The sequence below is a fragment of the Bowmanella pacifica genome, assembly GCF_014645355.1.
GTDB lineage: Bacteria > Pseudomonadota > Gammaproteobacteria > Enterobacterales > Alteromonadaceae > Bowmanella > Bowmanella pacifica.
The window spans coordinates 303,926-327,193 of the sequence record NZ_BMLS01000001.1 but is presented as its reverse complement, the minus strand read 5'-3'; the positions used below and the strand labels follow the sequence as shown (position 1 = coordinate 327,193).

At 50.4% G+C, this 23,268-nt stretch carries 17 protein-coding genes and 1 other RNA gene; 9 read left to right on the top strand and 9 right to left on the bottom strand.

Going from position 1 to position 23,268, the window contains the following annotated elements; genetic code table 11:
* Positions 1–185: 185 nt before the first annotated feature.
* Both IEX02_RS01345 and IEX02_RS01340 read right to left on the bottom strand, forming a co-directional pair.
* Entirely contained in the window at positions 186–1,445 is a 1,260-nt protein-coding gene (locus IEX02_RS01345; protein ID WP_188689151.1) for an OmpP1/FadL family transporter, read from the bottom strand.
* A gap of 212 nt (positions 1,446–1,657) precedes the next feature.
* Complete coding sequence (locus IEX02_RS01340) at positions 1,658–3,655, bottom strand: winged helix-turn-helix domain-containing protein (RefSeq protein WP_188689148.1); 1,998 nt, start codon at positions 3,653–3,655, stop codon at positions 1,658–1,660.
* A gap of 126 nt (positions 3,656–3,781) precedes the next feature.
* Between IEX02_RS01340 and IEX02_RS01335 the strand changes: the two genes are divergently transcribed.
* Positions 3,782–5,584, top strand: a complete 1,803-nt coding sequence (locus tag IEX02_RS01335; RefSeq protein WP_188689145.1) for an alpha/beta fold hydrolase — start codon at positions 3,782–3,784, stop codon at positions 5,582–5,584.
* Between the two features lie 92 nt (positions 5,585–5,676).
* Here the strand turns inward: IEX02_RS01335 and serA are convergent, their stop codons facing one another.
* The 5 genes from serA to ssrS all read right to left on the bottom strand — a co-directional run bounded on the left by serA (position 5,677) and on the right by ssrS (position 9,374).
* A complete protein-coding gene (gene serA, locus IEX02_RS01330; RefSeq protein ID WP_188689142.1) occupies positions 5,677–6,906 on the bottom strand; it encodes a phosphoglycerate dehydrogenase in 1,230 nt (409 codons plus the stop codon).
* A 193-nt stretch (positions 6,907–7,099) separates the two neighbouring features.
* A complete protein-coding gene (gene rpiA / locus IEX02_RS01325; RefSeq protein ID WP_188689139.1) occupies positions 7,100–7,753 on the bottom strand; it encodes a ribose-5-phosphate isomerase RpiA in 654 nt (217 codons plus the stop codon).
* A 49-nt stretch (positions 7,754–7,802) separates the two neighbouring features.
* Positions 7,803–8,399, bottom strand: coding sequence for a 5-formyltetrahydrofolate cyclo-ligase (locus IEX02_RS01320; protein ID WP_188689136.1), 597 nt, complete (start codon positions 8,397–8,399; stop codon positions 7,803–7,805).
* A gap of 149 nt (positions 8,400–8,548) precedes the next feature.
* Complete coding sequence (locus IEX02_RS01315; protein WP_188689134.1) at positions 8,549–8,968, bottom strand: DoxX family protein; 420 nt, start codon at positions 8,966–8,968, stop codon at positions 8,549–8,551.
* A 223-nt stretch (positions 8,969–9,191) separates the two neighbouring features.
* A non-coding RNA gene (gene ssrS, locus IEX02_RS01310) (6S RNA) lies at positions 9,192–9,374 on the bottom strand.
* 313 nt (positions 9,375–9,687) lie between these two features.
* Here ssrS and IEX02_RS01305 point away from each other — a divergent pair.
* From IEX02_RS01305 to IEX02_RS01290, 4 genes are read left to right on the top strand one after another with little or no spacing between them, the layout of a single operon-like run.
* Entirely contained in the window at positions 9,688–10,257 is a 570-nt protein-coding gene (locus tag IEX02_RS01305; protein ID WP_373284954.1) for a UPF0149 family protein, read from the top strand.
* A gap of 2 nt (positions 10,258–10,259) precedes the next feature.
* Positions 10,260–11,570, top strand: a complete 1,311-nt coding sequence (gene pepP, locus IEX02_RS01300; protein WP_188689129.1) for a Xaa-Pro aminopeptidase — start codon at positions 10,260–10,262, stop codon at positions 11,568–11,570.
* Positions 11,567–12,754, top strand: a complete 1,188-nt coding sequence (ubiH, locus tag IEX02_RS01295; protein WP_188689127.1) for a 2-octaprenyl-6-methoxyphenyl hydroxylase — start codon at positions 11,567–11,569, stop codon at positions 12,752–12,754. Before pepP ends, ubiH begins: the two co-directional genes overlap by 4 nt.
* Positions 12,754–13,965: an FAD-dependent monooxygenase gene (locus tag IEX02_RS01290; protein ID WP_188689124.1), complete on the top strand. Its 1,212-nt coding sequence runs from the start codon at positions 12,754–12,756 to the stop codon at positions 13,963–13,965. The genes ubiH and IEX02_RS01290 overlap by 1 nt, the downstream gene beginning before the upstream one ends.
* A 65-nt stretch (positions 13,966–14,030) precedes the next feature.
* Here IEX02_RS01290 and IEX02_RS01285 read toward each other — a convergent pair whose 3' ends face one another.
* Positions 14,031–15,857: a DEAD/DEAH box helicase gene (locus IEX02_RS01285; RefSeq protein WP_188689121.1), complete on the bottom strand. Its 1,827-nt coding sequence runs from the start codon at positions 15,855–15,857 to the stop codon at positions 14,031–14,033.
* Between the two features lie 211 nt (positions 15,858–16,068).
* On the opposite strand from IEX02_RS01285, the gene prsT reads away from it, so the two are divergent.
* On the top strand, positions 16,069–18,816 hold the full coding sequence (prsT, locus tag IEX02_RS01280; RefSeq protein ID WP_188689118.1) for an XrtA/PEP-CTERM system TPR-repeat protein PrsT: 2,748 nt from the start codon (positions 16,069–16,071) through the stop codon (positions 18,814–18,816).
* Positions 18,817–18,915: 99 nt separating this feature from the next.
* Positions 18,916–19,086, top strand: a complete 171-nt coding sequence (locus IEX02_RS01275) for a hypothetical protein (protein WP_188689115.1) — start codon at positions 18,916–18,918, stop codon at positions 19,084–19,086.
* On the opposite strand, the gene IEX02_RS01270 is transcribed toward IEX02_RS01275, so the two are convergent.
* Positions 19,066–20,682, bottom strand: a complete 1,617-nt coding sequence (locus IEX02_RS01270; protein WP_188689113.1) for an alpha-glucosidase family protein — start codon at positions 20,680–20,682, stop codon at positions 19,066–19,068. The genes IEX02_RS01275 and IEX02_RS01270 overlap by 21 nt on opposite strands.
* Positions 20,683–20,916: 234 nt before the next feature.
* On the opposite strand from IEX02_RS01270, the gene IEX02_RS01265 reads away from it, so the two are divergent.
* Both IEX02_RS01265 and IEX02_RS01260 read left to right on the top strand, forming a co-directional pair.
* Positions 20,917–22,125: a YjgN family protein gene (locus IEX02_RS01265; protein ID WP_188689110.1), complete on the top strand. Its 1,209-nt coding sequence runs from the start codon at positions 20,917–20,919 to the stop codon at positions 22,123–22,125.
* Positions 22,125–23,132: a M48 family metallopeptidase gene (locus IEX02_RS01260; protein WP_188689107.1), complete on the top strand. Its 1,008-nt coding sequence runs from the start codon at positions 22,125–22,127 to the stop codon at positions 23,130–23,132. Before IEX02_RS01265 ends, IEX02_RS01260 begins: the two co-directional genes overlap by 1 nt.
* The last annotated feature ends 136 nt before the right edge of the window (positions 23,133–23,268 follow it).

Here is a 23,268-nt window from a genome sequence, read left to right as displayed (position 1 = left end):
CCCGGTTTGGGCTTAGTTAGAAGGACTAGGTTTGCTTATTAGTGTGTGGTGCTTGTTATTTGAGACTTGAGCGGAGAATTCGGTTGCTCAGTCGGCGTTTTGGTTTGTGGCTGTGCATGGGTAAAATTATTGAGACAAGAAAGCCGACCATCAGGTCGGCTTTTTGCGTTAGCCGCCAGGACTAATTAAAACGCCATATTGTACTGAACAGCCAACAGATAGGCATTGCCCTCTGATTCAAACTGCCACACCTGACCCAGGTTGTCGGCTTCATCAAAGCGGCGGTTAACACCACGTAGTATGCTCACCCCCAGATCCAAGGATGATGCATCGCTGAATTGATGGTTGGCACCCACGCTAAACCACAGGCGGTTGGTGTCAGGGATGGAGATGGACATATGGTTTTCATCGGCAGGTGTTTTATCGTAGGCGATACCGGCACGCAATTTGGTGTCCGCATTCAACTGGTAATCTGCACCGATAGCATAGCGCCAGGAGTTGGAGAAGTTTTCCTGCTTATGGAAAACCGGCGCATCACGCCCTGGTACAAAGGCCTCCAGCTTGTCAAAACTGCTCCATTCGGTCCACATCAGACTGTAATGAATGGCGATAGTCTGATCCAACTGATGAGTGGCAGAAAACTCCGCCATGGCAGGCAGGGTAATTTCCACACGACCTGGCAGGCTTTGCCCTTGCAGACCACCTATCTGGGCGGGAAGCTGGTTGCTATATTCACCGGCAAACTTAATGTCGGTTTCGCTGCGATAATGTAAACCAAAGCGGTGACCTTCTGAAGGCTCATAACTCACTCCTAGGTTCCAGCCCAGACCATAATCGTCGCCTTCCAGACGGGCCGCTTCGGTTTGAGCGGGCACAGACAAGGGAGAGGTACCAAAGTGGCGCACAATCTTGGCATCGGCATAAACATAATTAAGGCCACCACCAATGGCGAATTGCTGGTTGATTTTGTATGACAGACTGGCGTTCATATTTACGGTAACGATTTCTGTCTCGCCAGCCAATTGTCCGGCTACATAGTCGTCTGCAAACTCAGTGGATAGGCCAAAGTTGGAGAAAGCACCAAAACCAAAAGCGAATTGTTCGTTGATTGGCATGATCATGTAGCCAGCAGGGATAATTGCCGAGGGAGCAATGCTGCTATCGTCAAGCCTGGATGCATCGGCATAGGCAGGCGCGCCAGTGCCTTTCAGGCTGACATCGGGTTTTACATATGTCGCCATCAGGCTGACTTGATTACTTGTAAACTCTGACATGAGGGCTGGGTTTCTGGCCAGCACCGAGGCGTCTTCGGCAATGGCGGCTTCACCGGCAAAGGCGCGACCTAAACCAGACGCGCTGTGTTCACCGAGTTGAAATGCTGCGCCATGGGCGTTCAGGGAGAGGAGGGCAAGGGTACTTGCCAGCAGGGTTTTGTTCAGTTGCATGTTGTCTCTTTTAATACTGCTAAAGGGCTCGATCATACGTAAATCGAAGGCGGGATAATAAGGGATTTGTCGTAACTTTGCTGCAGTTAGCCGACCAATGGCGGCACGTTCGCTGCAATTTTGTGCTTAATTGTTAATTTTATGTTGTGGCTTGCTTGGCAAGGCTGGTCTGTTCGAGGCAAAAACAACATTGCCTCGTCAGCGCAGTATGACTAGGGTGGACTGAGTGTCAGGCGATATAGATCGCCTTGTGGTGTGTCGAGCCTGACATAGAGTAAAACGCCGTTGGCAAAACTATACTGATGAACAAAATCAGCATCTTGCGCCAAGAACAATCGGGTTTCTCTGGTTCTGGGATTAAACACATATAGACCATCTTCGGGGCGATGATAGAGAATACCTTCTTGTATTAACTGCCAGTTCAGCCAGTTAGTAACGGCAAAATCCTCTATCAGCTTTGTTGCTTGGCCGCTATTCAGATCTTGTTGCCATAGTCCGGCCATATGAAATTTGCTGTAATACAGCTGACCATCTTTGATCCAGCCACTGTAGCCGCCATGCTCGGTTAACTGACGATGCCCAGAATCCGGGTGCCATAGCCAAAGCTGCCAGTCACCACTTTTTATGCTGCTATATAGTAATGCCCCTGCTGGTGCAGGGTTTACCAAATAAGCTTGTGTCTGCTCTGGCAGTATTTTGCTTGTGGTGCCGTCACTCGCGTTTACCTGGTAAACGGCACCGAGATGCGTGTAAAGCAAGGCGGAATCGTCGTGGCGCCAGCTAAGGCGAGTAAAACCTGCTGGTAAATCTGCCAGTAATCGTGGCTCGGATAAACCCACCTGCAGCCAGATCTGGTGCTGGCCCTGACGTGTGCTGATAAAGGCCAGCTGACTGCCGTCGTGATTGAGCCTGGGTTGTAAGTCCAGTTTTGAGCTGTTGATTCTTGGTTGCGTTTTAGTATCCGATAAACTTTGTTGCCAGATTGCACTGCGCTGCAGGTTATCGCTATACACCAGGGCCTGCCCGGCCAGGGCAAAAGACTGGATGGATTGGCCAGCGTAGAGTAAAGGGGAAACCACATTGTTGTGCCACTGATGAAGATAAGGGCCGCTACTGATAATCAGGCTGCTGCTGGCGGAGTGCCATTGGATATCTTTGATACCCATCGCTAACTCATGTTGGTTGACTGCCTGCATGTCTTTGGTGCGATATGTGGTTAGCAGGGTGTTCTGTTGGCCCTGATAAGTGGCAACCAGTAAATTCTCCCCTTCGTGGCTGACTGTCATGGCTATATCGCCCAAGCCATTGCTGATGTTGGCGGGCAGGGTAAGTTGACGGCTTTTGCTGGTATCTAAACGATACATATAAATAGCAAAAGGGTGTGTCTTATCCTGCCGGAAACGATAGTAAAATCCTTTACCGTCAGGCATCCAAGTAAAGCGTAAACCATTTTCCTCAGAGCAAGAAAACAAGGGCGCCGCGATAACCCCCTGCTCCGTTAGTTCTGCAAGCATCACCTGGCAATCGGTATCCTGCTCAATATAAACTACCTGCTGGCCATCAGGACTGAGTTTGGCGGCAAGTTTGTCGGTATTTGTGTCACTAACCTGATAGGCGTGCTGGAGTTGCATATGCCAAAGCTGAATACGTCCGGCAGTATCAGCCTTGTGATAAAGCAACTGTTGTCCATCTGCTGATAAACTGACATCAAACTCGATGCCGTCATCACCCGTTAATGGCTGTACCTTTTTGTCCTCGATTGTCAGACGCTCTATAGATGTGGGCTTATCTTCCGTGCTTTGCCACCAGATCAAAGTAAGTAGAGCAACGCCTGTCAGCCAAAATAGTGCTCGGTAGGAATGCTTCGAAGCTGGCAAGGTAACGGGGCCAGCAGGTACAACTTTTAGTCGATAACCCAGCTTGGGTATTGTTTCGATATAATCCTGACCAGGATCTAACTCCGCCAGATTCTTACGTAATTGCGATACGGCTCGGTTGATTGCGCTATCACTGACTACTCGTCCTTGCCAGACGCTTTCTATCAGTTGGTCACGGCTGACCAAAAAATTCGGACTGCTGAGCATTTGCAGCAGGAGTTCGTAGACTCTGGGTTCCAGGGCCAATTTACGCTCATGTGAACGCAATTCGCGACTTTGTTTGCACAGGGTAAGTTTACCCAGATGAATTTCGTTCTGCGCCAGTGAATTCAACTTATCTTCCTGATTTTAAAGTTTTTTATTATTCGTAAGCTTTTCATCATAAAAATATCAGCGTCAGTGATGTTGCCTGGCAAACCGATTCGTTAGCTTGCTTGTGACTTAACACAGGAGTTTGCTATGAAATCCGTGTCACTGGGAGGGCGGTTGGCCCTGACGATAATCTTATTCAACCTAACAGCCTGCGGTTCTTCCGGCAATAGCGGTCAGGTAACGGCGCCAACTGAGAATGCAGAGCGTATTCAACTGGCAGATCGCAGTTACGTGCTGGCATTACCCACACATTTTGACCAAGCCAAGCCATATAAGCTGCTACTGGCTTTTCATGGCTCAGGGGGGAGCAGTGAAAGTATGCGCAGTTCCGCCCGCTTTGAGCAATACCATTCTGATTATATTGTGGCCTATCCTAAGTCCCAGGAGGTGGAGTGGAACGAAGGCTGTGATTGCAATATTGCCCATCGTAAAGGTGCTGATGATCTGGGTTTTATCGAGCAGATTATTGAAGATGTCGGCACGCGCTACCGGCTGCAGGAAGGCGAGGTATACGCGGCCGGTTTTTCTCAGGGCGCCTTGTTTGCGCAAAACGTTGCCTGCAACCTTGGTGATAAAGTCAGGGCAGTAGCGACGGTAGGAGCGCCCATGTCCAGACAGCTGTCCCTCAGTTGTGCCATGGAGGCGCCTGTCTCGGTGATGATGGTGCATGGTACGGCTGATAATGTGCTGTCTTATTATGGTAGCAATCACGCCAACTTTGGTTTGCTGTCCAGTCAGGAAGCGGTCGCCAGATTAGCAGCCTTGAACAACAGCCTGCCCAATCCTCTGCTGAAATCTGCCAGCCAGAATGTTGATTTGATTCACTACACCAACGGCAAACAAAAAGTACAGCTACACAGTATCAAACGGGGAGGGCACAGCTGGTCTTTTTCTGGCTTTGACACAAGCCAGAAGATCCTCGATTTCTTTGACCATTTGCATATCCCCGAGCTGCCCGAGCACTCTCAATTGATAGACGTACAGGGGCAAAAGTTCCATGTTCGCAGCATGGGTAAGCAACATAGCGGGCCGGCTATCTTGTTGCTGCCAGGCTTTAACTACAATTACTTCAATGACAGTGCATGGTATGCACTGCTGCAGCCCTATCTGGCAAAAACTTACCGGGTTCATAGTATCGACAGGCTTGGCAATGGATTTAGTAATATGAGCGAAGAGGTTAACCTGAGCCGTTTTGCCGAGGACTTGAATGGCATTCTGCATGCCCTGAATGAAAAACAAGTATTGTTGGTGGCGTTTTCCAGCGCCAGCATTACCGCCAGCCAGTTTTATCAGCATCGCAGTGATGACATCGACCTTACCGGCATGTTGTGGATAGATCCCGACATTGCCTTGCCACACTCTCTGAGCTTGTATAAAGGCTATCCGGCGGATTGGTATCTGGCTAACTTGGAGGCCCTATTGCCAATATTAGAGCAAGGTACCTGGACAGCCCGAACCTGGAACAAGCTGGTGGTTGAACGCGAGGAGATAGCTGCCTTGCTCCCAGAAGCCCTGGCTGATTTGATGGACTGGAATTTTCTGGATGTAATCAGTCAGCAGCGAATGTTAGTTGGGGCGCAGCAAACTCGTGCCAGGGAGATCGCTTTCTATGCTGATGATCTCGATGCTTACGCTGCGTTAGCCTTGCCAAGCTCGGTGCCAGTATCGGTGATAGACTCGGATTTTGAAGAAAAAGATATTCAGAATTATCCGGAAAATGCCGAGGCGCTGCGTCAGTGGCAGCAGGAAGGCAGTGCCTGGAGTCAGCAAGTGGCGGAATTTTCCAATGGCCAGTATATGAGTCTTGAACAGACTGATCATATGGTTATGTTTCAAAAGCCGGAAAGGATTAAACAGGCTATTGACTGGCTGGTGGCCAAGGGGCGCTAGTATTTAACGGGTTCATCCCTCAGGACACAAAAAATGCCGTTCACCAAAAGTGAACGGCATTTACTCACTCATCAGCCCCTAAGGAGCTGGAATTAGTGCAGGATACGGGTCTTTATCGTCCCTTCAATGGTGGTCAGACGCTGGAAGGCCTGCTCGGCATCGTCAGAGTCTACATCGATCACCACATAACCGATTTCTGGGTTTGTTTGCAGGTACTGGGCCGCGATGTTGATATCCATTTCAGCAAAGGCCTGGTTAATCTTGGTTAGTACACCTGGAATATTACGGTGAATATGCAGCAGGCGTGAACGACCACGATGCTCAGGCAGTGACACTTCCGGGAAGTTTACTGCGGACAGAGTAGAGCCATTGTCACTGTATTTAGCCAGCTTGCCTGCTACTTCCACACCGATATTTTCCTGGGCTTCTTGCGTGGAGCCGCCTACGTGCGGGGTCAGTAGTACGTTGTCCAGGCCGCGCAGAGGAGAAACAAATTCTTCGTCATTTGACTTGGGTTCAACAGGGAATACGTCGATGGCTGCGCCTGACAATTTCTTGTCTTTAATACTGTCTGCCAGCGCGTCGATATCTACGACTGTGCCGCGAGAGGCGTTGATCAGGATGGCGCCTTGCTTCATGGCATCCAGTTCGGCAGGACCAATCATATTTTTGGTCTGAGGTGTTTCCGGCACATGCAAGCTAATAATGTCTGAGGTCTTCAGCAGCTGATTAAGGCTTTTGATCTGGCGGGCATTACCCAGTACCAACTTGTCTTCAATATCGTAAAACTGCACGCGCATACCGATATGTTCGGCCAAGATGCTTAGCTGGGTGCCGATATGACCGTAACCTATAATGCCCAGGGTTTTACCGCGCGCTTCAAATGAGCCCACTGCGCTCTTGTCCCAACCGCCACGATGGCACTGTGCATTTTTCTGCGGAATACCGCGTAGCAGCAACAGAATCTCGCCCAGCACCAACTCGGCCACTGAACGGGTATTGGAAAATGGTGCGTTAAATACCGGAATGCCGCGACGCTGAGCGGCCTCTAGATTTACTTGGTTGGTACCAATACAGAAGCACCCGATGGCAACCAGCTTTTGTGCTGCATCGATAACCTTCTCGGTAAGTTGAGTCCGTGAGCGGATACCAATGAAATGTACATCCTGAATTTTTTCAATGAGTTCAGCCTCTGGCAGAGAGGTTTTCAGGTACTCGATATTGGTGTAGCCATTGGCTTTCAGGGTTTCCAGGGCACTTTGGTGCAATCCTTCCAATAACAGAATACGGATTTTGTCTTTTGGCAGTGACACTTTGCTCATTGAACTTTCCAATTTGGTTTGCTTACTTCGGGAATGAATAACTACCCGCCATTGCGGAATAACTATTCCTTTTTATGGGCGTCTGGACGTCTAAAATAACAGAACTGCTGGCAATGGAAAAGGGAATTTTTGCTGATTTTGCCGCCAATTTGAGAATGTTCTCAATTGGCGGCAAAGTTGTTTGTCAGTTGTTTCAGAGTTGTTGCACACCTGATTCGCTGGCGACCAGTACAATATCGGCACCACGTTTGGCAAATAAGCCGTTAGTAACTACGCCAACGATCTGATTGATTTTTGCTTCCAGCTCAACGGGATTCAATATTTCAAGATTATGCACATCCAGAATCAGGTTGCCGTTGTCTGTTACCACACCCTGACGCCATACTGGGTCGCCGCCCAGTTTGACCAGTTCGCGGGCCACATAGGAGCGGGCCATAGGAATGACTTCAACGGGCAGAGGGAAATTACCCAGTATATCAACCTGCTTACTGCCATCCACAATACAAACGAAGGTTTTGGCTACTGCAGCGACAATCTTTTCGCGGGTGAGCGCCGCACCGCCACCTTTGATCATATGCTTGTGTTCGGTGATTTCGTCAGCCCCATCTACATAAAGATCAAGGTAGTCTACCGAGTTAAGGTCAAAGACTTCGATACCTAAGGCGCGCAGTTTGGCGGACGAGTCTTCAGAGCTGGATACTGCACCTTGTAACTTGTGCTTAATACTGGCCAGCCCTTCAATAAAGTAACCTACCGTAGAGCCTGTGCCGACACCCACAATGCTGTCGTCTTCAATAAAATCCAGTGCAGCCAGAGCGGCGGCTTTCTTCAATTCGTTTTGGTTCATGTGATGTTGCACCAGGAAAAATCAGCAGGGTATATATCATCCCTCAATGTCAGCGGCTTTGGAAATGAAAGATCTTACCCGGGGTTATAATTTTATGCATAGGGATATCCCAGGGTTGTACTGGCAAGGCGTCACATTGCTGGCAGTCATGCGCCAGTCCAATAACTTGTACTTTTAGTTGGTCGCGTACAACGGGTCTTAGGGTTCTATCGTAATAGCCGCCACCCATGCCCATCCGATTTCCTGCATTATCAAAAGCTACCAGAGGGGTAAATACGATATCCAGTAAAGGCAGGGGGCAGAGACTGGCACTGCTCACTCTGGGTTCGGCGATACCGTATTTGTTAGCCAGCATACTTGAGTCAGGATGATACTGTACAAAAACCAGATTCCCGGCGGTAAAGGGGTGTAAGACTGGCAAATACACCGCTTTGCCCTCTAGCCAGCAATGGGTTATCAGTTCGTTGGGGCTAAGTTCACCGTCATTGGCTAGGTAAACCGCTATCCGCTCAGCTTGCTGGAAGGCGGGTAGTGACATGCATTGCTTTACTAAATCTCTGGCAGCCATCTGCTGCTGTTGAGTCGATAAGGCGGTGCGGGCGGCTCGATAATACTGGCGAAGGTGGTTGGGGCTGGGTACTGACATAACATTGGTTAAGGATAAATCTGGTCTTCCTTTTCTCCGGGATTGCCCGGAAAGTCAAGCGGCCCTGTGGGGATAAGTTGTAGTTTTAGTCGAACTGGGAAGTCTGAGCGCGAAATAACTGGGCCGTCTGTAGACGACCCGAGCTTGATTCAGACCTTATTGAACTTCGCATCCAGGCTAAATTTTCCACCACCCAGCAACATCAGGGCGAGGAAGCCACCACTGATGGACAGGTTTTTAAAGAACATCAAAAACTGGGTCTGATCGGCCAGATTAATATGGAAGATAAAGGCAGAGGCCAGGGTAAACAGTGCCAGCAATAGCGCCACCAGTCGGGTTTGAAAACCGACCAATAAAGCCAGTGCGCCGCCTATCTCGGCAAGAATTACCAAAGGCAGCAGGCTACCAGGTACGCCCATGGCATCCATCCAGCCAGCGGTAGCTTCATAGCCACTGATTTTGCTGGTGCCAGCCAGGAAGAACAAAATGATTAGCAGTATCCGCGCTACTAAGTTAGTCAGTGCAGAAAAGCTAGAGTTTGGGTTGATTGTCAGGATTTCAGTTTTCATCAATAAGCCTCGTTAAATGTGGTTGACGAGAATAATGATAGTCCGAAATTTAAGAATTAAAATTAGGTTAAATTTGAGGTTATGTTCTTGAAATTAGAATTTCAGTATGAGGTAGGGCGGGATTGACGAGCATCAGGCGCGAGAACCCTTGGCAGGATGCCAAGCCGGATCAGCAATCGCTCTGGGTGTAATCTTTGGATGAATAAGTATGAAGGTGAAGAGGGCGTCTCCCAAAATGCCGCTGCCCAGAATTAGCCCTAGAACCGAAAAGTTCAGGGCGGGAGTATCATCACTACCGTAGGCTTCTCGGTACGAGCCGAGCCTGCACAAAAGCAGCCGAATCAACCCCCTGAGTTGATAGCATCGGCCAGGGACGTTACTGAACTGGCGAACACTTCAGGAGACAAACCGGTTGGCCAAGCCGCTAACGCGACGGGGCCGAATTCATATATCCGCATTTGGATTTTTCTGTCTGGAGAGTGCGTCTGGGCGTAATAGCACCAGATTTATTGTGATTGTTATAGCAGTAGCATCTCGACCTGCTCATTATAGGCCCTAGCCAGGCAGGAAAACCAGTGCTAACTGAGCGATAGCCGAATATTCCAGCGCATTGCGCAAGGCATAAGCTATTCAGGTTCTGGCTGAGTGCCGCAATACTGTTTTGAGGGGCGTTTTGAGGGTAATATGGGGTTAACAAAATTGATTGGGATGGAATGGGTTTGAGCAGCCTCAACAATACCTTTGATGAATTAAGCGCATTACTTGATCGTCACAGCATCGCTAGTGATGCTGCTGAATTGCAAGGCATGCTAACAGGCATGCTGGCCGGTGGCATGCCGATGGACAATAAGGAATGGCTGGGCGCCTTGGCAGATTTTATCAATCAGAGTGACGCGTTACCGGTTGAGGTGAAAAGGGCGGTACAAACGCTTTTTGACCAGACTTGTGAACAGTTGAAAGCATCGGACTTCGCCTTAAGTCTGTGCATGCCCGACGATGCGTCTCCTATTAATGATCGGGGCCAGGCGCTGGTTAACTGGGTGCAGGGGTTTATGCTGGGATTCGGGTTGCATCAAGCCGATTTAACTCGTTGCTCGGAAGACGTGAAAGAAGCGCTGGAAGATTTTTCCGAAATCGCCCGTATGGACGAAGAAATGCCTGAGAATGAAGAGTCCGAGCAGGCGCTGTTTGAAGTGATGGAATATGTGCGTATGTCGGCCATGTTGTGTTTCAATGAATTGGGTGCACATCGCGGTCCATCGGCTCAAGCCAATAAAACGTTGCACTAGTTATGATCACCCAGGCTGAATATAGCGCACGGCGTCAGCAACTGCTGGATAGCCTGGAAGGGGATGTGGTTTGTGTTATTCCTGCTGCGCGTGAGGTTACCCGCAGCCGTGATACCGAGTTCCCCTTTCGTCAGGATAGCGACTTTTTCTATCTGTGCGGATTTAATGAACCTGACGCCATTTTGTTGCTGGAAAAGTATCAGGGTAAAGGTCTGTCGTTACTCTTTTGCCGGGAACGTGACCCGGTTGCAGAGATTTGGCAGGGGCGTCGTCTCGGGCCTGAGCGTGTTGTTGACGTTTTAGGCATAGATAAGGCATTTCCTCTTGCTTGTTTTGAAGAAGAGCTTTTTGCCAGGCTGACCGGCAAAGCCCGTTTGGTGTTTGCCCAGGGCGCAGATGACAATCTGGATAAACGCTTATTCGCCGCACTGGCTGCATTGCGTAACACACCTAAACGCGGCTTTCAGGTGCCAAACCTGATGCAGGATGTTCGCCCCAATTTGCACGCCCTGCGACATATTAAGTCAGACGCTGAAATCACTGTGATGCGCCGAGCGGCTAAGATTTCCTGTCAGGCTCATATAAGGGCAATGCGTTTTTGTCAGCCCGGTCGTTTCGAGTATCAATTAGAAGCAGAATTGCATCATGAATTTGCCATGCAGGGAGCGCGCTATCCGGCCTATGGCACCATAGTGGGTAGCGGCGTCAATGCGTGTATTTTGCACTACACCGAAAATGCCGATGTGCTTAAAGCCGGCGAGTTGGTGTTGATTGACGCCGGTGCTGAGCTAAATGGCTATGCCGCAGATATTACCCGTACTTTTCCGGTTAGCGGACGCTTTAGCCCTGAACAGGCTGAACTCTATCAACTGGTGTTGGATGCACAAAACGCCGCTTTTGCGCATATCAAACCCGGCGGCACCTTGCCGGATGCTATGGATGCAGCGGTCAGGGTGTTGACCCAAGGTTTGATCCAGCTCGGTATCTTATCCGGCGAACTGGAAGATAATATCAGTTCACAGAGCTACCGGTCTTATTTTATGCACGGTATAGGCCATTGGCTGGGACTGGACGTGCATGATGTGGGCGACTATAAATTGGATGGTGAAAACCTGCCGCTCAGATCCGGGATGGTGTTAACCATAGAGCCGGGTTTATATATCAGCGAAGAGGCTGATGTTGACGAAAAATGGCGCGGTATCGGTATTCGTATTGAAGATAATTTGTTGGTGACGGTGGATGGACATGACAATCTGACCGCAGCCTGTCCCAAGCAGATTGCCGACATAGAAGCATTAATGGCTAAGCAGTGAAAGCACAGAGCAATAATCTGGACGTATTAATTGTCGGTGGGGGTGTGGTCGGCTGTTTGCTGGCGCGCGCCCTGGCAACATCAGGGCTTAAATTGGGAATGGTGGAGTCGCGGCTCTATGAAGCGCAGCAAAACCATCCAGGCTTCGACAGCCGTACTTTGGCGCTGGCACGCCATTCAGCGCACTACCTGTGGCAATTGGGCCTTAAGCCTCAACTGAAAGCCGCCAGTACACCTATTCTAAGTATCAAAATTACCGACCAGGGCCATTTGGGGCAGTGTTATCTGGACAGCCATAGTCAGGGGATTGAAGCCTTAGGCTATGTCATCAGTCAGCAGCAACTTGGCAATATGTTGTATTCGCAGCTCGCCAATCAAAGGCTTGAGTGGTTTTGTCCCGACCAGGTGGTCAAGGTGCAGCTCCAATCTGACCTGGTGCAGGTTTCACTCGCGTCCGGGCAACAACTGGCCACCCGTTTATTGGTCGTAGCCGATGGTGGAGATTCCGCAACCGCCAAAATGCTTGGCGTCAACAGTCAGATAGACGACTACGGTCAGGTCGCGCTGGTGGCCAATGTCCAAACCGAACAGCCTCATCATCAACGAGCCTTTGAGCGTTTTACCCAGCATGGTCCGCTGGCCTTATTGCCCATCGACAAGTGTCAGGCGGGGTTGGTCTGGAGTTTGAACGCGGCAAGTCAGGATGAATTTAGCCGACTGTCAGACGCGCAATTACTTAGTCTTTTACAGCAAGCCTTTGGTTATGATTTGGGGCGCTTTACCCGAATAAGTCAACGAGTTATCTATCCGCTCAGGTTGGTGCGAGCCGAGCGCGGTAGTGCCCATCGTACTGTTATTCTCGGTAATGCTGCCCATACCTTACATCCCATTGCGGGGCAGGGCTTTAATCTTGGGCTTCGAGATGTTCAGCAACTGGCGGCACAATTAAATCAGCTTAAGGGCGAGGACCCCGGCGGTTTTAAATTGCTGCAACACTATCAGCAGCAGCGTCAGCCGGATCAGCTGAAGGTGATTGGTTTGACCGATGGCCTAGTGCGGCTGTTTTCCAATCAACATGCCCCCCTTGTCGTTGGGCGTAACATGGGGTTATCGCTTTTACAGGGCTGTCAGGGAGTTAAAAATCTGCTCGCCTGGCAAGCCATGGGCTACAACGGAGCTAACTGATGCAGGACGTTGATCTCGCTATTGTCGGTGGTGGTATGGTGGGGCTGGCGCTCGCTAGTGCCCTTAAGAACAGCAAGTTGTCTGTGCTGGTCGTGGATGAGCAATTTCCCCTTAAACCATTGGCTGAACAGCCGGAGCTTAGGGTCAGTGCCATTAACCAGGCCAGTGAAAATTTGCTCCGTCGTTTGCAGGTCTGGCCGGCCATTCAAGCTGCACGCCTACAAGCCTACGGCCATATGCAAGTATGGGAGCAAGACAGCTTTGCGGCCATTGATTTTGATCATCATATGCTCCATCAGGGCCATCTTGGGCATATTATTGAAAACCAGGTGGTGGTGAATGCTCTGTGGGAATCGCTGCTAGATGCCGATAATGTGCAGTTGCTGGCTCCGGTATCTGTGCAATCCTGGCATCGCCTGGATGACAAAGTTGAACTGCAGCTATCAGATGGCAGTGTTTATCGGGTGGGGTTATTGGTGGGAGCCGATGGTGCTAACTCCAGAATAAGGCAACAGGCTGGGTTCCCCATCAGTTTTGCCGACTATCAACATAAAGCCATTGTTACCACAGTTAAAACCGAGTTGCCTCACGGCGCTTGCGCCCGGCAGATCTTTACCCCGGATGGGCCGCTGGCATTTTTGCCTTTGTATGAACAGAACCTGTGCTCCATCGTCTGGTCCGCAACCACCAGCGAAGCCGATCGGTTGATGGCGCTGGATGAACAGGCCTTTTCCCATGCGCTGACCAGTGCCTTTGATGCCAGACTCGGGGTATGTCAGGTGCACAGCAAAAGGCTGGCATTCCCTTTAACCATGCGTTACGCCAGACGCTGGCTTGATGAACGCCTGGTGTTGGTAGGAGATGCAGCCCATACTATTCATCCATTGGCGGGGCAGGGGGCTAATTTGGGATTAATGGATGCGGCGGCATTGGCGGAGCGCCTGTTGCAGTTACAAGCCGAACATAAAGATATTGGACTGCCTGCTAACCTGCGCCCCTATGAGCGCTGGCGAAAAGCCGAAGCGGTGCGTATGTTGGCCGCTATGGGCGGCTTTAAAACGCTGTTTAATGGCAAACACCCGCTTAAGAAATTACTGCGTGGCATGGGCATGTCTGCTATGGATCGCCTGCCTTTGGCTAAACAACAGGCTATAGCTATGGCGGCGGGGTTAGCCGGTGATATACCAAAGCTTGCCAGGCCACTGCTGTGATTACACCAAGTCGCTCTTGGTATAGTTGATAAAGACAAAAGGGGCCATTTGGCCCCTTTCTCTTTTTACTCTTTGTCTGCTCTGTCGCGTCTTGGGCGATCAGAACGAGGTTTGTCACCTCTGGGTCTGTCACCTCTGGGTTTGTCGAACCTTGGCTTGTCACGGTTGTCACGACGCGGCGGCTCGTCAGACCATTCGCGCAGATTCATGCGTTGGCCGGCAACCCTGGCTTTTTGCAGGATTTGACGGATTTCAGCTGGCATACCCTGAGGTAAATCTACCGTGCTGTAATTGTCATAAATCTCGATAGCACCAATATGTTTGCTTTCTATGCCAGCCTCGTTGGCAATAGCGCCGACGATATTGCCTGGTTTGACACCATGGGCATGACCAACTTCCAGTTTGTAACGCTGCATGCCTTCATCCGGTGTGCTGCGACGACGGGGGCCACGTTCTGTGCGCTCTCCACCTCTGTCGCCACGCCCACGGCCTTCGCCGCGATCACGGAATCTGTCACCACGCTCAGGACGATCACCTCGTGGCGCACGCTCGGACAGATCCGGGCGGTCAGATTCTTTCAGTAACAGAGGCTCTTCACCTTGAGCGATCTTCGCCAGCGCTGCCATTAATACTTCCGGCGTCGCTTCGGTTTCAGTTTGAATGGCTTCGATAATCGGAATCAAAGACTCGATGCTGTCATCGTCCATCGCTTCAATCACGGCTTGCTTAAAGCGCTTCAGACGCTGCTCGTTAAGCTCAGAAACGGATGGAATTGGCATAGGTTCAATGCGCTGTTTGGTGGCTTTCTCAATAGCAAACAACAAACGCTTTTCACGATGCGAGATAAACAGAATGGCGTCGCCTTGACGTCCGGCACGACCGGTACGACCGATACGGTGTACATAGGACTCGGTGTCGTAAGGAATGTCAAAGTTGATAACATGACTGACGCGCTCCACGTCCAGACCACGGGCCACAACATCGGTGGCAATCAGAATATCGATCTTACCGTCTTTCAAACGCTCAACGGTTCGCTCACGGGCATTCTGTGGAATATCACCATTAAGCGGCTCCACCGCATAACCACGGGCGGACAGTTTTTCGGCCAGTTCCAGCGTGGCAGTTTTGGTGCGTACAAAGATGATCACACCATCAAATTCTTCCACTTCCAAAATGCGGGTCAGAGCTTCCAGCTTGTGATGGCCAGCCACCTGACAAAAACGCTGGCGAATCGTGCTGGCGGTGCTGACCTTAGAGGCAATTTTTACCAGCTTAGGGTTCTTCAGGTAGTTATTGGTAATGTTGCGGATACGATCCGGCATAGTGGCCGAGAACAGCGCCGTTTGACGTTCTGCAGGGGCATGGCTGAGGATCCATTCCACATCATCAATAAAGCCCATGCGCAGCATTTCGTCTGCTTCATCCAAGACCAGGAACTTCAGTTTATCCAGTTTTAGGGTGCCACGTTTGATATGGTCAATCACGCGGCCAGGGGTACCCACCACCACTTGCACACCACGCTTAAGTGGGCGGATCTGATTATCGTATGACTGGCCACCGTAAATGGGCAGTACTTTGATCTGACGATTGAAGCTGGCATAGGTATGGAAAGCCTCAGCTACCTGAATGGCCAGTTCGCGGGTCGGCGCCAAAACCAGTAATTGGGTAGTGGTGTCTTCAGGATCCAGTCGGGCCAGCATAGGCAAGGCAAAAGCCGCAGTTTTACCTGTTCCTGTTTGGGCCTGACCCAGTAAGTCATGGCCTTGCAAAAGCAAAGGAATACTCTCGGCCTGGATGGGAGAGGGTTTCTCATACCCCACTTTTTCCAGGGCCTGAAGCAAATGCTCTGGCAGGTTGAGGTCTTTGAAGCTGATGTCTGTGGTGCTGGTCATCTGGGATCCTGAATGGGTGGCAAGGCAATTACAACTGCTGGGGCCGACTGCAAAAGCGCTATTATATTAGATCAGTGCAAGTTACACCATGTTGTGGACAAATTTATGCCAATAAATCCTTTACCTGGCTTATTGCAATAAAGTCCCAAGCGCAATAGCCTAGGGAGTTAACTAGTTTAGTTGACCCCTTTCGCAGATATAAGGATTTCAAGTGCGTAGAACTCTCATTGCCTCTCTGGTACTCGGTAGCCTGTTGGCCTGTTCCCCCAAAGATTCGGATGGCTACCTTTCTGCCGCCAGAGAAGCGTTGGCCCAAGGTGATACTCAGGCCGCTGTCCTCCAGCTAAAAAACGCCGTACAAGTGGAACCACAGAATGCCGAGGCGCGTTTTGAGTTAGGCAAACTGTATTTGGAACAGCGCCAGTATCAGGATGCCGAAAAGGAGCTCAACAGGGCAATGGAGTATGGGCATCCAGCGGCGGAAGTGGTGCCGCTGCTATCTCGCTCTTACCAGAAAACCGGTGCGGATGTGGCATTAAGCAAGCTGACCAACAAATATGCCGGTATCAGTGAAGCCGAAGCCGCCGAGATAGGGTTTTATCGCTTAGAATCTTTGGTGCGACTAGACCAAAAAGAAAAAGCCAAGAGCTTGATCGAAGAAATCCGAAACTACCAGACGAAGTCCCCCTTTAAATCGCTGGCATTGGTATATGGCTTCCTGCTGGAAGACAACATTGAGGCGGCCAGAATTCAGCTCGAGGCGATTCTTAACGCAACACCTGAGCAGCCAGACGCCCTTAAGTTGATGGGCCGTTTGCAATTGCAAGAAGGCAACATAAACGAGGCGATTGCCACTTATCAGGCATACCATCAAGCGAACCCGCAGGATCATGAAATGACCTTTATGCTGGCGCGCTTGTTGACTGACAATGGCCGTGCAGCAGAGGCCGAACCTTTGGTAGATAGCTTGCTCAAGCTGAGTAAGGACAATCCGCGGCTAAATCAGCTTAAGGGACTTAGCCGGGCTGAAGCGGGCGATTTTGATGCCGCTCTGGCCTATACCGAGAAGGCCTTGCTCAAAGAAACCACCGATCCTGCTATGCGTCTGACCGCAGGGTTCGCTGCTTATCAGAGCGGCGATTATGAAGGTGCTCGTACCCATTTATCACTGGTGGCCAGCGACTTACCACCTAACCATCCTGCATTGCGCTTACTCGCTGCAGCCCAGTTGAAGCTGGGTTTGAACGATCAGGCCGAAGAAACCTTAAGTAAACTGGAAGGAGCCAGTGGCGATGATGCGTCATTGTTCTCTGCCGCAGGCTTTGGCTTGCTCAAAGAAGGTGACCTGCAAGGTGCCCAGGCCATGTTGGACAAATCAGAGCAAGTCAGCCAGACCCCCATGGATCTTACTCGTTTAGGGATATTGCAGCTGTCCATGAACGATGTGGACGGTATCCTCAATCTGGAGCAGGCATTAGAGCAGGCTCCTGAGCAGGAAGTAACCCGTACCACATTAGCTACGGCCTATTTAGCCACCAAGCAATATGATAAAGCCTTATCCCTGGCTGCAGATTGGAAAAAGCAGGAGCCTGAGTCAGAGCAGGGGTATCTGCTAGCGGCTACCGCTTATCAGCGTAAGGGTGAAAAGGACAAGGCCATCGCTGAACTGCATAAAGCCGAGCAACTTTCCCCCGATAATCCTAAGGTGCGCTTGGCACTGATTGATATCAAATTGGTGGACAAGCAATATGAGCAAGGTGAAAAGGAACTGTCTGCCTTTTTGCAGGACTTCCCGGACAATATTGCTGCATTATCCCGCTACTTTGATCTGACTCAGGTACAAGGTCAGGGAGAAAAAGGCCTGGCGAAGCTAAAGCAGTCCTTTGACAAGCAGCCTCAGAACATGGCGTTGCGTCTGCTATTAGCTAGCGCGCATATGATTTTAGGGCAACGAGAGGACACTATTGCTCTGCTGTCTGCGGTGAAAGACGGTGATGATAAAGCGCTGTCTAGCGCGTATTGGGACCTGTTGGGTAAGGCATACTTGCAAAGTGACAAGGTGGTTGATGCTGAAGCCCATTATGATCGCTGGTTGAAAGCACAGCCAGGCAACACCCGGGCCATACTGGGCAAACTGTTCCTGCTTGATGTGCGCAGTAATTTTGATGACGGCCTGAGCCTGTCGAAGTCCATGGTGGATACCTACCCTGACGACGTTCGCTTTTTGCAGATTTACACTCACTTCTTATTGATGAAAGGCAACTATAAAGATGCCCGCAGGCAGTTTGATACTTTGCCTGCAAGCGTAAAGTCAACTCCGACGGGTAAAGGCATGCTAGGCCGGTTGTTGGCGGGTGAAGGCGATTGCCAGGCTGCCCAGCCCCATATTCTTGAAGCGTACGAGGCTAAGCAGAATCAGCGCAATCTGACTCTGGCGCTGTTCTGTTATAACCGTTTGGGGCAAAAAGAACAGGCTTATCAGTTGCTTAATAAACATGTCGGGCAGAACACCAAAGACCTGCCAGCCTTGATGATGCTGGCAGAGCAGGAACTATCGCGAGACAAAAGCAAGGCCATTGAGCTGTATAAGCAATCCCTGGCGTTGCAGGAAGCGAATTATCTGGTGCTGAATAACCTGGCGTATTTGCTGTTTGAACAGAGCAAACTGGACGAAGCCCTGGGATTTGCTAAGCGTGCATTGGAGCTTAACCCCTCCGAGCCGTCAGTTTTGGATACGGCGGCACAAATTCTGATTGCTAAGAAAGACTTAAGTCAGGCAGAAACCTATCTGGAACGGGCAGTTAACAGCGAAAGAGTCACCGACGAAGTTTACCTCAACTACGTAGAGCTGCTGATTAAGCGGGGCAAATCGGAGTTGGCCAAGCGTAAACTGGCCCAGCGTCAGTACAAGCAGGAAGGCCAACAGGGGCGTGCCGATAAGCTGGCAGCGCAACTTTAAGGGTAGGAGGGGCTGAAAAGCAGCTTTTCAGCCCCAAGGTTAATCTGGTAGGCTTAGTTGTATAAAAAGCAAGCTGTGCATCAGCAAAGGTATAAAAAGATGGCTGCGACGCCCAGATCCATTGTGCAGTTGAAAGACCGACTTAGGGAACTTAATGACTGCCTTGAGACCGAGCCCTCCGGTGTGGAGGAGATGCGGCAGCTCAAGCAAGCGCTGGAAAGCCTGCTTGATGAGCTGCATGGTGAAGCGTTATCTGAGCCTGGCAAATAAACAGCCATAAGGGGGGAGATGGATGCGGCCTTGTTCAGCGCTGCCGCTGAGTAGTCCATGCCCTTCAATTAGACCATCTATTGGATGTTTTAAGGCCATATCAACGGTCTGGTCGGATAGATTGAAACAGGCCAGGATACGTTCTTCCTGCCACTCCCGAATGAAGGCCAATACCGGCTCCTGACTATCAATAAAGTGGATATCGCCAAACAACAGGACGGGTTGCTGTTTACGCCAACGCATTAGTCCCCGATAACTGTTTAACACCGATCCTGCCTGCTTTTCCTGTTCTTCCACGCTTAACGGCAAATGCTCGTCTGGCACTGGTAACCAGGGCTTGTGGCTGCTGAAACCACCATGGGCTTGGGGTTTCCAAGGGTGTGGGGTGCGACAACCATCACGGCCCTTAAAGTTGGGCCAGAAGGTAATGCCGTAGGGATCCTGCAGGTCTTCAAAGGCCAATTCGGCTTCCGGCAAACCCAGCTCTTCCCCTTGGTACAAACAGATGCTGCCACGCAATGAGCACAGCATGACTAATAAAAGCTTTGCCAACTGGGGGTCGGTTTTCCCTTTACTCCAGCGACTGGCTGCGCGCACCACATCGTGGTTGCTAATGGCCCAGCAAGGCCAGCCATCGCGCATTTTGCTCTCTAATGTCTCAACCGTATGACGGATATAAGCGGCTGAAAAGTCGTCACAGAGCAATTCGAAACTGTATCCCATATGCAGACGTTTATTCCCCTCGGTATATTCAGCCATGCTGGCTAAAGAGTCTTCCGAAGATAGTTCGCCAAGAGACACAGTACCGGGATATCTGTCCAGCAAGGCTCTGAGTGCCTCGATGAAATTGAGGTTTTCCGGTTGCGTGTTGTTAAAGTAGTGGTATTGAAACGCATAAGGATTATCTTCTCTGAATCCTCGTCCTTTACGTTCATGCTCTGGTTTAGCCGGATTGTCCCGTAACTGGGCATCGTGATAGCAGAAGTTAATGGCGTCCAGGCGTAAGCCATGCACGCCTTTTTTGAGCCAAAACTCAACATTGTCCAGCACGGCCTGACGCACCGCTGGGTTATGGAAGTTCAAATCTGGCTGGCTGACTAAAAAGTTATGCAGATAGTATTGGCAACGCCTTGGTTCCCATTGCCAGGCGCTGCCGCCAAAAATCGACAACCAGTTATTGGGCGGTGAACCGTCGGCCTTGGCATCTGCCCACACATACCAATCGGCTTTCGGATTATCTTTGCTCTGACGACTTTCCTCGAACCAGGCATGCTGATCCGAGGTATGACTCAGTACCTGGTCAATCATCAGCTTGATACCGAGGCGATTGGCTTTTTCTACCAATCTTGCAAAGTCTGCCATGGTGCCAAACATAGGATCGATATCCCGGTAGTCACTAATGTCGTAGCCAAAGTCCTTCATTGGGGACTTAAAGAAGGGGGAAATCCAAATGGCGTCTACACCTAGGCTGGCCACATAATCAAGTTTCTCAATGATGCCGGGCAGGTCGCCTATGCCATCCTGATTGGTATCGAGAAAACTGCGCGGATATATCTGGTAGATGACGGCGCCCCGCCACCATGGCTGCTCTGTCATGGAATGCTTGATGATTAGTTACGATGGCGGAAGGATACGCCAGGGGCCTTGTAACTGTAAAAACCCTGCATACGTATTCAACGAGAATAGCGGTTTTAAGCAAGCTGGTCTGGGTGTCATTAATACTTAGTCTCAGGCTTTACTTTTCCTGTTTGCACTCTTGGCTTATGCTTAGGCACAAGCCCTTGAATTAGGGTAATAAAAAGGAATACACCGTACTTCAGGGGAGTGAATATGGAACCCGTTGATTATTCAACATACAGCCTCAGTGAACTTAATGAGGCCCGCAAACAACTGGATGATACTGTGCATCCAGAACACGCCGAAGTGCTGGATGCCTGGATCGCCTATCGTCAGGCTCCTGCACAACCCGCACCATCATCCACCGAGCCTGAGCAGCCACGTCGCGCCGCGGTGCGTTTCCATGGGGATGGTCAGGAGTTTTTCGGTATTTGGATCGTTAACTTGTTGCTGAGCATTGTGACGCTTGGGATTTATTCGGCCTGGGCCAAGGTGCGAACCAATCGCTATTTCTATGGCAACCTGGAAGCCGACGGCCACAGGTTCAGTTATTTGGCTGAGCCGATGCAAATTCTGAAAGGGCGGATTATCGGTCTGGTGCTATTTGGTAGCTATATGTTGGCCAGCTATCTGAGCCCTTTTGTGGCTGCCATTATTATGTTACTGCTGTTTGCATTGATGCCGGTGATGATATGTCTGAGCCTACGTTTTAATGCTCGTATGACTGCCTATCGAAATGTCAGATTCGGCTTTCAGGGTGGGTTTGGCCGGGCCTATGCGTTGTTTATGCTGTATCCGATTCTAAGCATATTTACCCTCTATCTCACTATGCCCATTGTCCTGAAAAAGATGGATGAGTACATCTATGGCAACATGCGCTTTGGTGACCGACAGTTTCAGACCAACTTGCGTACCGGCGAATACTATGTGGCTGCTATTGGTGCCAGTATTATTGGTGCCATTATGGCCGTGATTATTATGGTGCCTGCGGGCATTTTAATCGCAGTGCTGGCTGGCAGCGGGTCATTACAAGAGCCTGAGGGACCGGCGGCCACCGTGTTTTTGATACTGACTATGTTGATGTATGTATTAGTGATTACCGTTGCCAGTTGTTATTACCAGTCGCATATTCGCAATCATCTGTACAACAATAGCCATATTGAAAAGGTCGTGAAACTGGAATCAGCTCTGGGGTTCTGGGCGCTGACAAAGTTGCGTTTGGTGAATCTGTTGATGTTGGTTGGCAGTCTCGGCCTGGCCTATCCCTGGGTTAAAGTCAGAACGGCTGCCCTGTTTGCTGAAGCCACCCATTTACAACTTTTCGCCGAAGCGGATCAGGTGGTGGCAGAGAACAGTGCTGATCCTAATGCCATCGCCGAAGAAGTGTCAGAAATCTTCGATATGGACATAGGCCTGACCTGATGAGCGAGATGCTGGAAGGCGTTTTGTATGCACCCGGCAGCAGTAAAAGCTGTCAGGTGTGGCTTCAGCTTGAGGATGGCGAACTGCGTCTCCTGGTAGAGGGTAACTGGCATAGTTACCCTAAGCCGAGCCTGTCCAGTGCACCGGCGCTTGGGCGGATGCCACGAGAGATCAAGCTTCCAGATGGGGGGATGGTACAAGCGCCGCCCTCTGAGGAACTTAATCTGTGGCTGGACGGGGGCAAGTTATCTGCGCGTTTAGCCGCGCTGGAAACCAACAAATGGGGCATATTGGCGAGTATTTTGCTGGCGCCCTTATGCTTGTTCGGGGTGTTTAAATATGTCATCCCGGCCCTGGCTATCAGCTTTGCTCACTATGTACCACAGGCTTATATCAATACGGCGTCTGAGCATACCTTGCTGGCATTGGATGAATCCTTGCTGGCACCCAGTCAGCTTAGTGAAACCACCCGTCAGGACTATCTGAACTACTGGCAAGGCACTGTCAGTCAGTTGGGCTTGTCTGCTCATCACTATCATATCCAGTTTCGTCACGCCGAGAAGCTGGGACCTAATGCTTTTGCCTTACCAGACGGCACTATTGTTATTACCGACCAGCTTGTTGCGCTGCTGGAGCAGGATAAAGAGGTATTGCAGGCGATATTGCTGCATGAAATAGGTCATGTAGAGCACCGCCACTCTATGCGCCTGATAGCCCAGACGCTGGCGTCCTCTGTGCTGATTAGCTATTTGTTTGGCGATCTTTCAGGTATGGCCGACTTGTTTGCCGGGGCTTCCACCACATTAGTGCAGAATCAGTTTTCCCAGGAGCTTGAATGGGAAGCGGACAATTATGCACTGCAACAGTTGGATAAATTGGGACAGGACGGTGAAAGCTTTGCTAAAGCGATGGAAAAGTTGGCCAGCCTGGCGCCGTCTTCAAGTATGGAGCGCTGGCTTTCCTCCCATCCAATGTTAAAAGACAGGATTGATAACGCACGCCAATAAATTGAAGAGAGTCTGGATGGATCTTTGCTGAATACGTATGCAGACTGTTGTTAACGAAATGTAATTGCCTTTTACTTGGTCGCGAAGGAAGAATCGTCGAGCGGTACCTTCGCGAATTTAATCACGACTAGGAGGC